The sequence below is a fragment of the Winogradskyella vincentii genome, assembly GCF_020166345.1.
GTDB lineage: Bacteria > Bacteroidota > Bacteroidia > Flavobacteriales > Flavobacteriaceae > Winogradskyella > Winogradskyella vincentii.
In genome coordinates this window covers 370,666-385,677 of sequence record NZ_JAIUJS010000001.1, presented here as the reverse complement: position 1 = coordinate 385,677, position 15,012 = coordinate 370,666, and the positions used below count along the sequence as shown (strand labels likewise).

Annotated in this window: 12 protein-coding genes; 1 reads left to right on the top strand and 11 read right to left on the bottom strand. The window is 33.8% G+C overall.

The genetic code is table 11. The annotated features are described in order from the left end of the window. Position 1: 1 nt before the first annotated feature. From LBV24_RS01835 to LBV24_RS01785, 11 genes are all read right to left on the bottom strand, one after another. The gene (locus LBV24_RS01835) at positions 2-1,237 is read right to left on the bottom strand and encodes a TolC family protein (protein ID WP_069674103.1); all 1,236 of its coding nucleotides are present in this window, start codon (positions 1,235-1,237) and stop codon (positions 2-4) included. Next, positions 1,234-4,941 carry an efflux RND transporter permease subunit gene (locus LBV24_RS01830; RefSeq protein WP_069674102.1) on the bottom strand — a complete coding sequence of 1,236 codons (3,708 nt, stop codon included), beginning with the start codon at positions 4,939-4,941 and terminating at the stop codon, positions 1,234-1,236. Before LBV24_RS01830 ends, LBV24_RS01835 begins: the two co-directional genes overlap by 4 nt. Positions 4,942-5,050: 109 nt before the next feature. After that, positions 5,051-5,464, bottom strand: a complete 414-nt coding sequence (locus LBV24_RS01825) for an HYC_CC_PP family protein (RefSeq protein ID WP_224476888.1) — start codon at positions 5,462-5,464, stop codon at positions 5,051-5,053. A 71-nt stretch (positions 5,465-5,535) separates the two neighbouring features. Further along, the gene (locus LBV24_RS01820) at positions 5,536-7,488 is read right to left on the bottom strand and encodes a heavy metal translocating P-type ATPase (RefSeq protein WP_069675413.1); all 1,953 of its coding nucleotides are present in this window, start codon (positions 7,486-7,488) and stop codon (positions 5,536-5,538) included. A 10-nt stretch (positions 7,489-7,498) separates the two neighbouring features. Beyond that, positions 7,499-7,705: a GDCCVxC domain-containing (seleno)protein gene (locus LBV24_RS01815; protein WP_083236541.1), complete on the bottom strand. Its 207-nt coding sequence runs from the start codon at positions 7,703-7,705 to the stop codon at positions 7,499-7,501. Continuing rightward, positions 7,705-8,298 (bottom strand): mercuric transport protein MerTP, encoded by a 594-nt coding sequence (gene merTP, locus LBV24_RS01810; protein WP_069674101.1) that lies wholly within the window; start codon positions 8,296-8,298, stop codon positions 7,705-7,707. Before merTP ends, LBV24_RS01815 begins: the two co-directional genes overlap by 1 nt. Further along, entirely contained in the window at positions 8,295-8,657 is a 363-nt protein-coding gene (locus tag LBV24_RS01805) for a DUF3703 domain-containing protein (protein ID WP_069674100.1), read from the bottom strand. The genes merTP and LBV24_RS01805 overlap by 4 nt, the downstream gene beginning before the upstream one ends. Before the next feature lie 56 nt (positions 8,658-8,713). Beyond that, complete coding sequence (locus LBV24_RS01800; RefSeq protein ID WP_069674099.1) at positions 8,714-9,127, bottom strand: Fur family transcriptional regulator; 414 nt, start codon at positions 9,125-9,127, stop codon at positions 8,714-8,716. Between the two features lie 2 nt (positions 9,128-9,129). Continuing rightward, entirely contained in the window at positions 9,130-11,316 is a 2,187-nt protein-coding gene (locus LBV24_RS01795) for a TonB-dependent receptor (RefSeq protein ID WP_083236540.1), read from the bottom strand. A gap of 49 nt (positions 11,317-11,365) precedes the next feature. Further along, on the bottom strand, positions 11,366-11,683 hold the full coding sequence (locus LBV24_RS01790; protein WP_069674098.1) for a DUF6660 family protein: 318 nt from the start codon (positions 11,681-11,683) through the stop codon (positions 11,366-11,368). 46 nt (positions 11,684-11,729) lie between these two features. Further along, positions 11,730-13,094, bottom strand: coding sequence for a Piwi domain-containing protein (locus LBV24_RS01785; protein ID WP_069674097.1), 1,365 nt, complete (start codon positions 13,092-13,094; stop codon positions 11,730-11,732). A 133-nt stretch (positions 13,095-13,227) separates the two neighbouring features. Here LBV24_RS01785 and LBV24_RS01780 point away from each other — a divergent pair, with 133 nt between their 5' ends. Beyond that, positions 13,228-14,706, top strand: coding sequence for a DUF2779 domain-containing protein (locus LBV24_RS01780; RefSeq protein WP_069674096.1), 1,479 nt, complete (start codon positions 13,228-13,230; stop codon positions 14,704-14,706). Positions 14,707-15,012 lie beyond the last annotated feature (306 nt).

Genomic DNA, 15,012 nt, shown 5'->3' with positions numbered 1-15,012 from the left:
TTTAATTAGTTAAATAATTAATTATAGTAGTTTGTACAAAGTAGGTCTTCACAGATTCTATTTGGTTCATTTGAAACTTTAGCTGTAACTCTTGAATGTCTAAAACATCATTAAAATCAATCGTTCCTGTTTCATAGCTTTTGATTAAAATATCTTCTGCATCTTTTGCTTGTTTTAGGTTTTTAGTTTGAGTAGTATAACTTATTCTTGCAGAAATACGCTCATTAATCGCCTTGCTTAAAAGTGTTTCCAAAGTGTTTAATCGTTCCTGCTTTTGAACTGTTATTTCTTGCTGTTCTAACTCGTTTTGTTTGGTTTGGGATTTATATTTCTTATTGAAAATTGGGATTGACACCGAAACCATTGGCATTACAATATCCTTTCCGTTATCGCTGAAATCCATATTTGGCCTTTCTGAAACATTGATATAATCTAATCCAAAACCAATCATTGGACTGCTTTCTTTTTGATTTAATAATTCTGATTGCTCTATGGATTGATAGAGCTTATCATATTTTAGTAATTCAGGATGTAATGCTAAATTTTCAGAAGTAATATCAAAGTCTTCAGAAGGTATCATTACACTATCTACCACATTCACGGTAACATCATTATCTCTATTCAATAGATTATTGAATTTGGTTTGTTCTGCTAAAAATTGTTGTTGCAATACATCTTTTAATTGTTGCATTTCGTTTTGACGCATTTGCAATCGCAACACATCTACTGCGGATGCTTTACCAACCTCAACAGAAGTTAATGCCAACGTCTCATAAGTTTCTAATAGTTTAATGTTTTCAGTTAAGACCTCTTGCTTTGCTTTGTTCGCGTATAGATTATAATAGGATTGTGATACCGAAGCCATTAGTTTTCGCTTTGCGATAACAATGTCCTCGTATTTAGCATCTGCCAATGAACTCACATAATTTTCTCTCGATGTAATGGTTCCGAACCACGGTAACATTTGTTTAGCAGATACTTTAAAGCGTTGTGCACCTGTTCTGGTTTCCGGTTCACTTACAAAGTAACCAACTCCAAATTCGGTGTTCGGAATGGTATTGACTTCATTCACTTTTTCAGAAGCTCTTTTGTATTGTAACTCAAACTTTTGAATTTCTGGATTGTTTGTTAAGGCTTCATCTATGAGTACTTCTAATTGTTGTGCATTTCCTTTGAGAACAAAGAATAACGAACAAAGAAAAAAGACTGTTTTTATGTGTGATTTTATGTGTTTCATTTTACAGTTCTTTTAAGTTGAACTTCGGCTTTCCAGCTATATAATACTGGTACTACAAATAAGGTTATTAAGGCTATAAGCATTCCACCAAAACTTGGTATTGCCATAGGAATCATAATATCGCTACCACGTCCTGTTGATGTTAATACTGGTAATAATGCTAATATGGTTGTAGCTGTTGTCATTAAGCAAGGTCTGATACGTTTTTCTCCTGCTTCTACAACAGATGTTCTTACTTCCTTTTTATTATCTGGTGTGTTTCTATTGAAAGTTTGCGTTAAATACGTTGCCATAACTACACCATCATCCGTTGCAATTCCGAAAAGAGCAATAAAGCCCACCCAAACTGCAACACTTAAATTAATAGGATGCATCTGAAATAAATCACGTAGATTTTCGCCAAAGAAATTGAAGTTTAAAAACCAATCTTGACCATAGAGCCATATCATTAGAAATCCGCCTGCAAATGCTACTGCAATACCTGTAAATACCATTAATGATGTACCTACAGAACGGAATTGGAAATACAGAATTAAGAAAATAATTGCTAATGCTAAAGGCACAACAACCGACAAGGTTTTTTCGGCTCGCAACTGATTTTCGTATGTTCCTGTGAATTGATAATTAATACCTTTTGGTACTACTAATTCGCCATTATCTATTTTTTCTTGAATTAAGGCTTGTGCATTTTCTACAACACTTACTTCTGCGAAACCATCCATTTTATCAAATAATACATAGCCTACTAAAAAGGTGTCTTCACTTTTAATTACTTGTGGACCTTGTTCATATTTTATTGTTGCCAATTCGCTTAAAGGAACTGGACTGCCTTTTTCTACTGGTACATAAATCTGTTTTAAGTCGGTTGGATTAGCTCTTAACTCTCTTGGGTATCGAACACGTACACCATAACGCTCTCTACCTTCAACGGTTTGGGTTAATACCATTCCGCCAACTGCAACTTTCAAAACGTTTTGAACCTCTTCAATGGTAACGCCATAACGTGCAATTTTTTCTCTATCAATATCAATTAACAAATAGGGTTTCCCTACGATACGGTCTGCAAAAACAGCTTCATCTTTTACACCTTCAGCTTGTTTCAAAATATCCTCTAACTGCACACCAAACGCTTCAATTTGTTTTAAATCTTGACCTTTTACCTTGATACCCATTGGCGCTCTCATTCCTGTTTGAAGCATTACCAATCTGGTTTCAATAGGTTGTAGCTTTGGTGCAGAGGTAACACCAGGCAATTTGGTGACTCTTACAATTTCATTCCAAATATCGTCTGGTGATTGTATTTCTGGTCGCCAATTTCTATAAAACTCACCATCATTATCTTCTATTAATTGAGAGTTTTTAATTACGCTCAAAGTAACATCTTTAGTATTATTTGGATTTGCGATGAATCGTCCATCTTTCAATTCAAACAAACCATCTTCATTTATTTTATAGCGTTGACGTTCTTCGTTTTCATTAAGCATATATTCTGGTTTGTACTGAATGATATTTTCATACATTGATAATGGCGCTGGGTCTAAAGCTGATTCTGTTCTTCCTGCCTTACCAACTACGGTTTCAATCTCTGGAATACTGGCTACTGCCATATCTAATTGCTGTAAAACACGTTTGTTTTCTTCTACACCAGAATGAGGCATCGAGGTTGGCATTAGTAGAAATGAGCCTTCATTTAATGAGGGCATAAACTCTTTGCCTGTATTTTTCATAATGAAAAATCCTGCAATGACAATAGCTGTTGGGACAGACAAAAAGAGCAACTTATTATCTAAACACCACTTTAAAATACGTGTGTAGTATTTTATAAATAATGAGAAAACACCTAATAAACCAAAGCAAATAACACTCACAAAAATGAGATTCCAAAAAATGCTTTTATCAATGCCTAATGGTCTCCAGTATTCTGCTAACAAGAATACAATAGCTGATACCGAAATAATGATATTGATAAGATTAGCTTGCTTGTCTGTTATCTTACTTTGAAGATTGAGAAGTGCTGTAATTCCAAACGCTATCAAAATCAATCCTAACCAATATCCATAGACTATTGCTACAATTCCCAATGCTATTAAAACGCCATTTAAAACATATTTAAAAGTGTTATTAATGCTTTTCTTTCGGAATAAAAATGCAGCGAAAGGCGGAATTAAAAATAGCGCTACAATTATAGAAGCTGTTAATGCAAAGGTTTTTGTGAAAGCCAATGGTCTGAATAGTTTTCCTTCTGCACCAATCATCGTAAATACAGGAATGAAACTAATAATGGTGGTCATTACTGCGGTTACGATTGCACCAGATACTTCGGCTGTTGCGTTGTAAACTACCGTGTTAATGGATTGTGTGCCATCATCTTCATCTAAATGTCGAATTATATTTTCTGATAGTATAACACCAACATCGACCATTGTACCAATAGCAATAGCAATACCAGATAATGCGACAATATTAGCATCGACACCAAAGAGTTTCATCGCTATAAATACCATTAAAACTGCTACTGGCAGTAGTCCAGAAATTAATACGGACGCTCGAAGATTAAACACCATTATGATTATAACCAAAATGGTAATCAATATTTCAAGAGTTAAGGCTTCATTGAGTGTACCTAAAGTTTCTTGAATTAATTCTGTTCTGTCATAAAAGGGTACTATGGTTACTTGGGAAGTTCTACCATCCGCCAATACCTTTGAAGGTAATCCTGTACTTAATTCATTAATTTTTTCTTTTACGTTATTGATGACTTCCATTGGATTTGCACCATAACGAGCAACCACAACAGCACCAACAACTTCTGCACCTTCCTTATCTAAAAGCCCTCTACGTGTTGCAGGACCTAAAGAGACTTTTCCAATATCTTTTATTCTGATTGATGTATAGTCTTCGGAAGTGACTACCGCATTTTCGATGTCTGAAATGGATTTCACATAACCCAAACCACGCACTAAATATTCGGCTTGGTTAATTTCCAAAGTTTGTGCACCAATATCTTTATTGCTTTCCTTAACCGCTTTTACAACGTGATGCAATCCAATATTATACTGACGCATTAGTTCTGGATTTACATCCACTTGATATTCTTGAACATAGCCACCAATAGAAGCAACCTCTGAAACACCACTTGCAGAGGACAACGCATACTTTACATAGTAATCCTGAATACTTCGTAATTCCTGTAAATCCCAACCACCAGTTACATTACCGTTTTCATCACGACCTTCAAGCGTGTACCAAAATATTTGTCCTAATCCTGTGGCATCTGGACCCAATGCAGGATTAACACCTTCGGGTAATAAACCACTTGGTAAGGAATTAAGTTTTTCGAGAATACGACTTCTACTCCAGTAAAATTCTATGTCTTCTTCAAAAATGATATAGATACTTGAAAAGCCGAACATAGAAGAACTACGGATCGTTTTTACCCCAGGAATTCCTAGCAAGGACGTCGTTAATGGGTACGTAATTTGATCTTCAATATCTTGTGGTGAACGACCATCCCATTTAGTAAATACTATTTGTTGGTTTTCACCTATATCTGGTATGGCATCTACAGCAACAGGATTGCTTGGTAAGAATCCTGTATCCCAATTGAAAGGTGCGTTGACTGTTCCCCAACCTATAAAGAGAACTAATAATAAAACTGCTACGAGTTTATTTTCTATTAAAAATTTGATGCTTTTATTTAGCATTGGCTTTGATAATTAAACAATTAGACATTGGTGTTTGAAAAACACCGAATACAGCAAATTATCCTTACGACATTGCAGTCATAGGATAAAAGAGTCTATTGTTTAAAAATCAAATTAAGTATGTCTCGTCAATCTTGTAGAGTTGCCTGACGACGAGTGGCGGTTTATATTCTTCGTAAGTAGATACATTATTGTCTAAACCTTCAAAAAGGTTAATAAAAGTATAAACAAATGAAGCGATGAATACCTGTTGCTCAAATGAGATTTTGTCAACTTGCAATTGTAATTCGTCTTGACCTTCAATTGCTAATTGTTCATCATCACAACAATTTTTCTTGGTAATAGAACATCCTTCGGTTGAAGGCTTTTCCATTTCCATTCCGCACCCTTTGGCTTTTTGAAAGATAGCAGTTTCTACTAAAGTATCTCCACAATAATGCATATTCACAGTAAATGACATTGTAGAGCATAACACTACAAAAGCCATTGCTAAAGACATTATTTTATGGAAAAACTGCTTCATATTGATTGCGAAGTTACGAAATTTTAACAACTATTGATTTTGTTTAACAGAAGTTTAATTGAATAATCTGCTTAATCCCAACTCATTCGTTGTAATCTAACTGCATTTAAAATTGCTAATAATGCTACTCCTACATCTGCAAAAACTGCTTCCCACATTGTGGCTAAACCACCTGCTCCTAATATCAATACAATAACTTTAACTCCAAACGCTAAAATGATATTCTGCCAAACAATTTTTCTTGTAGAACGACTTATTTTAATGGCTCTAACTACTTTTGAAGGCTGGTCTGTTTGAATTATAACGTCTGCTGTTTCAATAGCTACATCACTACCTAAACCACCCATTGCAATACCAACGTTACTCGCTGCTAAAACTGGTGCATCGTTAATACCATCACCTATAAAGGCTATTTTGTTTTCAGGATTTTTCTTTAAAATTTCAACTTCGTTTAATTTATCTTCTGGTAGTAAACCACCTTTAGCATTTTCGATATTCAACTCTTTAGCGACTTGTTGCGTAATGGAATCTTTATCACCGGAAAGCATCATAATATTTTTAATGCCTACTTTGTGTAATTCTGTAATAGTTTCTTTTGCATCCTCTTTTAATTCATCCGCTATTACTACATAACCTGCAAATTGATTATCGATTGCAACTAATACTATAGATTCTACAATAGTTTCCGTTTCACTTGGAATATCAATACTATTGGTAGTCATCAAGGCTTTGTTACCTACTAAAACAGTTTTATCGTTTACTATACCTTTTAATCCTTTACCAGCAATTTCAGAAACTTCTTTTGCTTCATAGCTATTTTCAGTTCCTTTATATACCATTATGGCTTTAGCTATTGGATGCGTGGATTGTTCTTCCATCGCCATTAAATATTGCATAAATTCGGTTTCTTTCCAACCGATTGCTTTTACTTCTTTGATTTTAAAAACACCTTTGGTAACGGTTCCTGTTTTGTCCATTACCAAAGTATTTATCTTGGTCATTGCATCTAAAAATGAAGCACCTTTAAATAAAATTCCATTTTTTGAAGCTGCTCCCAAACCACCGAAATAACCTAATGGTATTGAAATCACTAACGCACAAGGACAAGATATTACCAAGAAAATTAATGCTCTGTATAACCAATCTCTAAATACATAATCATCTACAAAAAAGTAAGGTATAAAAGTAACACCAATAGCTAAAAACACTACAATTGGTGTGTAGATACGAGCAAACTGTCTGATAAACAATTCTGTTTTAGACTTACGAGCTGTTGCATTTTGAACCAAGTCTAATATTCTCGCAATAGAACTATCTTCAAAGATGTTGGTTACCTCAACTTCAATAACGCTTTCTAAATTAATACTACCTGCATAAACCTTTGCATCTTTCTGAATAGAATCTGGTTTGCTTTCTCCTGTTAATGCTGCGGTGTTTAGAGATGCTTTTTCGGATAATAAAATACCATCCAATGGAATTTTTTCACCTACTCGAATTTGTATTTTCTCGCCAATATTTACAGCTTCGGGCGATACACTTATATAATCACCATCACGAAATACATTGGCTTCTTTTGGCCTAACATCTAATAAGGCTTTAATATTTCCTTTTGCTCTATTAACTGCTGCGTTTTGAAATAATTCTCCTACTGCATAAAATAGCATTACTGCCACACCTTCAGGATATTCACCAATGATAAACGCACCAATGGTGGCAATAGACATTAAAAAGAACTCGGTAAAAACATCGCCTTTTATAAGACTTTTCCATCCTTCTTTAATTACAGGAAACCCAACTGGAATATATGCTAAAGTGTACCAAACTACTCGAATCCATCCTTCAAATTGAGGAATGGCATCAAAATAATCTACAGCAATTCCTACGATTAGCATCACAAAACTTATAAGTGCTGGAATGTATGTTTTGAATGCACTTCCATTTCCGTGGTCGTGACCATCATCGTGAGAATGTTGTTCTTCTGAATTTGGTTTTAAATCTCTTAAATTGACTTTCTTTTTTTTCATCAAGTTAGTTTTAACAACAACTTTTATTTTCTTGAATTGGTGGACAGGGAACTGTTCCATAAGAACAATACACACAACAATCACCTTCGTTTGGTTTTAGAACCGTTTTACAATGCTCACACTCGTAGAAGAATTGACAAGCATTTGTTGGCATATCTTCTACTTTTTTATGTCCGCAGTTAGGGCAAGTGATTTCCGATTTTAATATGGTTTTCATTAATTTTCTTTTTTGTTAGTTACTTTATAACCTGTTGCGTTAATTGCTTTCTCAATCTCCAATTCATTGGTTTTAGTTTCGTCAAACTCAATGATTGCGTTACCATTTTCGTATGATGTTTTTGAGTTTACAATTCCGTTAAGTTTATTTACTTCGTGGTTAACGTGTGCTTCACAACTGGCACAAGTCATTCCACTTATTTTATACTCTATTGTTTTTATATTTGATTTATCAACTATTATGATTTGTTTTTCGGTTTTTGGATATAACATACTTGAGTAGTATGGGAAAGCCAACATCACAATTGCAAAAGCTGTTACAATGCCTAAAAAGGTTTTTGACTGCATAAATTTTGGTTCTTTATCCGTTTCACATTCACAGTCGATTTCTTTTTCTGGTTTTAATTTTTGATACCAAGCAAAGAGAAGAACTAATATAGTTAGCCCTATTAAGTAAGGTCTAAATGGTTCTATCCAAGAAAAAGTTGAAGCTACACCACTTGTTCCTGCAATTAATGCCAAAACAGGTGTGATGCAACACAATGAAGCTGTGATTGCTGTTAGGATACTTGTAACCGCTAATTTATTTTTCATTCTATATCTAATAATTTTTCAATGTCTTTTGGAATAGGCATACGTTTTAATGGTGGTACGTTTGCGCCACCAGTATTACCAAGTGGAACGTGATTTATAAATGATTTCCAGCCACCCACAAACAACCTAACTATTTGACCTATTACTTCTTTAGTATCTTTTTGTCTAAATCCAAATTTTAGCATTAGCCAATGTGAATAGGTATGTTCTATAGGATAAGACTGTCCTATTATATGACTACGCTCTAAATGAAACCAAGCATAACCAAACTGTTTATTTTCTAAACATAAACTGTATTGTTTTATTTCTTCGTTATAAGCCTGTTTAAGATGTTTAGGTATTTTAGTATTAAACTTCATATCCACTAATTTTGGATAAAAGTAATTTAATAGTAAGTGCAATGGAAGTGCATTTGTTATCCACTACACTTATCACATATACCTTTTACAACCAAGTTTACATTTTCCGAAACAAAGCCATCAGGCACTTTAATTTGAGGGATTTTATGGTTTGTTAAGCAAATGGTTTCATTGCAATTGTTACAATGGAAGTGTAAGTGTAAATCTGTTTTTATATCACAACTACAACCTTGTTCACACAATGCATATTTAGTAATTCCTGTGCCATCATCAATTTGATGTACAATATCCTTTTCTTCAAAAGTTTTAATAGTTCTGTATAAGGTAGTTCTATCTGCTTTTTCAAAAGCATTTTCAATGTCACTCAATGTTACTGCTATCTCTTTTTCTGCAAGAAACTTATATATAAGCAAACGCATTGCCGTTATGCGAATATCTTTTGACTCTAATAATTGTTCTATTGTTTCCATAATTAATCGTGGTGTTCGTTTCCAAATGGTTTAATAATAAGTCCTACACTAAATATAAAACCATCTGTTGGCGCATATATTTCTGGGAAAACAGGATTTTCGTGAGGTGGTAAAACCAAAGGTGAAAACCTGCTTTGTCTTCTATCTGTAAAGTTTTCAAAATTTACAAATACACTTCCTAATTTAAAGTTACGCATAACCAATAAGCCCATAGTTACAAAGTCTGTAGTCTCTGTTCCATTAGATAAAAACTGTTTGCCTGTATAAAAGGTTTCGTAACCAATTCGCCATTTTTCAGATTCGTACATTAATACACTACCTGCGTTGTGCTTTGCGGTTAATGGCTTCTGTGGATTACCAGGTAAATAATTTAGTTTAGTATCAATAAGCGCATAGTTTAAAAACCATCTAAAGTCTTTGTATGTAAATTTTATATTTGTTTCTGCTCCTTTACTAAATATTTCATCTGTTGCATTTTCAAACTGAAATAATCCATTATCTGTTGAATTTAAAAGCAATCCATCATTTATTGCAGTCACATAGAATAATTGATTTATAGAAAAACCAATCTCATCAGATAAACGTGTTTGATAATTCAAATCAAAATTAACACCATAAGAACGTTCTGCATCTACTGTAGACTTATTTATTGCAAGCACATTTTCAAAATTGATATATTCTGCTTCCTCTGTAAAAATATCTGGAATCTTATACCCTAAACCTCCACCAATTCTACTTGAAAATCCACTATTATTTTTATAGAGTAGTGAAATTCTTGGAAGTGGAAAGAAACCGAAATCAGTATTATAATCTGCTCTTAATCCAGTTTCCAATATCCAATTATCTGATATGTCGAAGATATTATTTGCAAATGCTCCAAAGGTTACATCTTTTTGGTCTCGCTGTAATGGTGCGTTATCATTTTCATCGAAATTTGAGGTATATAGATTAGCTCCAACTATCCAATCCGTTTTTTCTGATGCTGTATTATATGTGATTTCAGTAAAAGTATTTGTTTGTTTGCCATCAAAATTAAAATCAGGAACTGTTAAATTTCTATCGAAAAAAGAGACACTATTTTTAAATTCTAATGAACTTATAGAATCTAATTGAGTTTGATATACCAATTGACTGCTTAATCGTTTTGAATTGTTCTCTTCTGTGTATTGATGAATACCATCTTCACCATTTTCAATTTTGGTAATATCTCCGCCAATTCTATCATCATACGTTCCGTTTAATCCAAACCAAAGTGTTGTTTTATCTGATGGATAATAAAACAATTTAGGATTAAATGAAATTGATGTCGTTTTTGGTAAATTACTAAAACCATCATCTTCTGGGTCATACGCTTTTTGATAGTGACCAGAGCCGTAAAGTGAAACACCGAATTTTTCATTTCGTTTGCTATAAAACACATTGGCTGTACTTCCTAATGCTTGTGTCTGCGTGAGCATTATGTCTAATGCAGGTTCTTCGTCTGGTGTTTTAGATACCATATTTACTAATCCTGCAATAGCACCTCCACCGTAAAGTGTTGATGAACTTCCTTTAATAATCTCAAATTGTTGTAAGTCTAAAGGTGGTATTTGTAAAATACTTAATCCACTTGAAAAACCACCATATAATGGAAACCCATCTCTTAAAAGCTGTGTGTATCTACCATCCAATCCTTGAATACGAATATTGGTACTCCCACTACTTAATGATGTTTGTTGCATCTGTATTCCTGTACTTTCACGAAGCACCATAGAAATATTAGTAGGGTTCATTATTGCTTTTTCTCCTAATTCCTCTGCACCGATAAACTCGATACGTGTAGGTATTTTTCTTACGGTTCTCGTACTTCTTGTAGATTGCAATACTACTGCATCTAATTGATTGCCACCCTCTTTTAGTTTAAACATTAATTCATTATTACTTGGAATTTGAATTGTTGTCTCAAATGTTTCAAAACCTAAAAAGGAAATTATTATTTGATGCTGACCGTCTGGTATTTCTGTAAATTCTGCAATACCATCAAAATTAGTTACAGCACCTTTTTCTAATGCTTCAAAGTAAACCGTAGCACCCATTAAAGGCTCGTTTTCAGCTTCTGTTAGGACTTTAATTTGTATGTCTGATGTTTGTGCCTGTAACGATAGGCAAAGTATTAAAATGAGCTTTATGCTCAATATGTATTTATTCATTGAAATAAAATTGTAATTAACTAAATAATTGATTTAAAATCGTGTTGTTTTAGCTTATTACTTGTGGCGGTTGCCAAATGTTGGAAAGGAAATTAAACCTATAAATAGGCTGATATGTAGAAATTAACTCCGTTGAAATTTCAATATTGAGTTTTAAATTAAATGTCTTGATTGGTTCGTAAGTAATGGACATACCGCAACAATTACAAATACAAGTGACAGGACAAGAATCGTCACTATCTTCTTGGTGGTTGTGATTAACACCTATTTCGTCTTGATGTTGGTCTTCTATATTTTGACCATCAGAACAAGGCTTTGCTGAAAGCAATAGTATTATTAAGGATAATATGATTGTTACAAATTTCACAATTACAAAGATAAAAATTTAATGATGCAATGGTTGTGCAAATTAATTACAAAAACCATAACGCATCTTTAGCATCATCTGGAACGCCATTATTAAAACGCGGTGCTATTTGTGCTACCATTTCAGGATATTTTATGGTGATTGGTACATTTTGTTGTCGAAGTGATTTCCAATACAGTCTGCTAAACTGATACACTTGCGTTAATAATTCTAACACTACATCTGCATCTTCAAAAGCATCTTCATCTGGACTGCTTACCTTAATTTTTATTGGAAATGGATAACCATCTGTATCTGAATAAAAACGGTCACTTGGATAGCGTGCATTGTTGAACAATAGGAATTGATTTTCGCTAATACGTATGTATGTGCCACTTACAGGCATTAACTTTTTACCCCAATTGAGGTCGTAAGCAATAATATCTTCTGCTTCTGTTTTATTGATATTTAAAATGTAGAGCGGAATTTTTAACCCTAATGTATGCATCCCTCTAATAATTGGTTTTAGTTCCTCGTAACTCATTTCCTTATAAAAGTGAATGACTACTTTATCTGCTTCTGCAACGGACGTAAAATCTCTAATGGCTTTACATATACTTCCTGCCAATAGGTCTGTTTCGCTTTGGTCGAAATACTCGAACTTTCTAAACAAGCCATTGTTTTGAAAACTAAAGGCACTTGCTATATACCGCCTGTTTTCGCCTTGATTGGTAAATGCACCAACACCAATTACTAATTCTTTTTTATCGGTTACTGCAAGTTTCCAAGGTGCGCCACCTAATTTGGCGTGAATTGCCAATGCCATATTTTGTAATGAGAATTGGAAGTTGTATTGATTCTCGATATTGACCACCATTTTTTCATAATCTACAACTTGTGTAACAATACCTTCGTTTAAAAACAATTCCTTTATTTGAATATAAATTTCTCGGTCTTCGGGATCTGGTGTAAACTTATCGAATGGGCTTAAATAAAAAGCAGCATACTTTACATTGTCGTGGTCAAATTTTAGGTTTTCCAGCTTTTGGATGATGTCTGGTAAAGGGTCGTTTTCGTTTGTAAATTCAATAAAATGTTCTTTGGATGTTGATGCTTTTATGTTTACATAATCCTCTATTCCTTTAAAATATTTCTTTTGTGCTGTGACACCAAATTTTAAATTGTTATAAAAACTTTTTACAGCTTCTTTATGTGAGGTGTGGTATATAAAAAAGAATTTAATATTTGGACCTTTAGGACGTCTGTAAGGTGTAAACATATTCATAGCCAATTTAGGCACTAAATGCGTTTTTTTATTCCCATATTGGTCTTTACCAAATTCCAATAAACCTACTTCTGGATTGATGTGGTTAATACGATTACCTGATACTTTTATGTTTTCTGGAGTAACTACATCTACAGAATTATACAAGTCACGAGTAATGGTTCGAATGAAAGATTTAGAACCGTCTGTGTCATTTAAGATTTATAAACCCGAAAATATTAATAAACAAGAATGGGAGGAGTTTTTAAGACTTTATAATTTGTTATCTCTAATATAAATAATGTCAAAAAGTAGACTCTCCAAATCAACATTTATTCGTGGACTTCAATGTGAAAAGTCATTGTATCTCTATAAGCATCAATATAGATTAAAAGATCCTACACCTTCATCACTACAAGCGGTGTTCGACCAAGGAACCAATATTGGTTTATTGGCACAAGAACTATTTCCCAATGGTGCTGATGCGTCTCCTGAAAATCATTTTAAAATGTTTGAATCGGTGAGGAAAACACAGAAGTTTATTTCTCAAGGGGAGTCAATAATTTATGAAGCAACATTCCTGTACAACAACGTTCTTGCTGCATTAGATATATTGGTCAAAGATAATGATGGTTGGAAAGCGTACGAGGTAAAAAGTTCTACTAAGGTTTCGGAGACCTATATCAAGGATGCTGCCATACAATATCATACCATCACAAATTCTGGAGTTGATTTAAAAGACATATCGATTGTTCATATTAATAACCAATACACGAGAGAGGGAGAATTAGATATACATCAATTGTTTACCATTGAATCAGTGTACGATCAAGTTTTAGAGTTTCTCCCACGAATACCAAATGAAGTCAGAAGACTCAAAAATGTGATTGAGAGTTCTGAAATTCCAAATGTAGATATTGGTCCTCATTGTTCTGATCCTTACGATTGTGATTTTAAGGGAACCTGTTGGAAACACATTCCTGACTATTCAGTTTTTAATATTTCAAGACTAAACAAAGACAAGAAATTTGATTTATACAACCAGGGAGTAATCACATTAGATGATATTGATTTAAGTCAAACAGACCTGAATCCAAATCAATTGTTACAGGTTCAATCAGAAGTTAATGGGACCACTCATATTGATATTGAAGAGATAAGAAACTTCACAAATGGATTAATTTATCCTTTATACTTTTTAGATTTTGAAACAATTGGTCCCGCAGTTCCAAAATATAATGGTAGTAGACCATACCAACAATTAGTATTTCAGTATTCACTTCACATTCAAGAGACTTTAACCTCAGTAATAGAACACAGAGAATATCTTGCAGATCCATCTCAAGATCCAAGAATTGGGTTCATAGAACAACTCATTGAGGACTGTGGTACCAGTGGAGACATATTAGTCTACAATATTGGTTTTGAGAGAGGGAAACTAAATGATCTAATCGATGTATTCCCTGAGTTTTCTAATGAGTTGTTAGGGATTGTAAATCGTCTGAAAGATCTAATGATTCCGTTCCAACAGAAATGGTACTATACCCCCGAAATGAAAGGAAGTTATTCAATAAAGTACGTTCTACCTGCACTGGTTCCTGAACTCTCATACAATGATCTTGATATTAAAGAAGGAGGTACAGCATCTAATACTTTTCTTTCGATGGTAAACGGAACATTTGCGGGTGATGTTGAAGAAACAAGAAATCAACTCTTGGAGTACTGTAAGTTAGACACCTTCGCGATGGTCAAAATTCTGGAGAAACTACTACTAATATAAAACTGATTTTCTTTCAAAAAATTGAAAAATTTTATTTTTTAAAAACTCGAGTTTTTACAAAAAAAACCAGAAAAATCTGGAGCGGGGTATTCACCCCCTCTGGAGAAGTCGATTTCACCCTAAATAGAGGGGGGATACGGCAGGGGATGCTGCAGGGAGGGCCCCCACGGGATGATCCTTCACCAATTTTAATCGGCAAAATCCATTAATCACAATAATAGCGTACACTTTCATTTGTGAGTGTTTTCATAGCGATAAAATATAGGTTTTATGCGGCATGAGGGGTGTTGCTGCTATAATTTTAGG

What these genes read in the sequence shown, in the direction of transcription:
- LBV24_RS01835 (WP_069674103.1), bottom strand. Translation starts at nt 1,237, where the DNA reads ATGAAACACATAAAATCACACATAAAAACAGTCTTTTTTCTTTGTTCG.
- LBV24_RS01830 (WP_069674102.1), bottom strand. Translation starts at nt 4,941, where the DNA reads ATGCTAAATAAAAGCATCAAATTTTTAATAGAAAATAAACTCGTAGCA.
- LBV24_RS01825 (WP_224476888.1), bottom strand. Translation starts at nt 5,464, where the DNA reads ATGAAGCAGTTTTTCCATAAAATAATGTCTTTAGCAATGGCTTTTGTA.
- LBV24_RS01820 (WP_069675413.1), bottom strand. Translation starts at nt 7,488, where the DNA reads ATGAAAAAAAAGAAAGTCAATTTAAGAGATTTAAAACCAAATTCAGAA.
- LBV24_RS01815 (WP_083236541.1), bottom strand. Translation starts at nt 7,705, where the DNA reads ATGAAAACCATATTAAAATCGGAAATCACTTGCCCTAACTGCGGACAT.
- merTP (WP_069674101.1), bottom strand. Translation starts at nt 8,298, where the DNA reads ATGAAAAATAAATTAGCGGTTACAAGTATCCTAACAGCAATCACAGCT.
- LBV24_RS01805 (WP_069674100.1), bottom strand. Translation starts at nt 8,657, where the DNA reads ATGAAGTTTAATACTAAAATACCTAAACATCTTAAACAGGCTTATAAC.
- LBV24_RS01800 (WP_069674099.1), bottom strand. Translation starts at nt 9,127, where the DNA reads ATGGAAACAATAGAACAATTATTAGAGTCAAAAGATATTCGCATAACG.
- LBV24_RS01795 (WP_083236540.1), bottom strand. Translation starts at nt 11,316, where the DNA reads ATGAATAAATACATATTGAGCATAAAGCTCATTTTAATACTTTGCCTA.
- LBV24_RS01780 (WP_069674096.1), top strand. Translation starts at nt 13,228, where the DNA reads ATGTCAAAAAGTAGACTCTCCAAATCAACATTTATTCGTGGACTTCAA.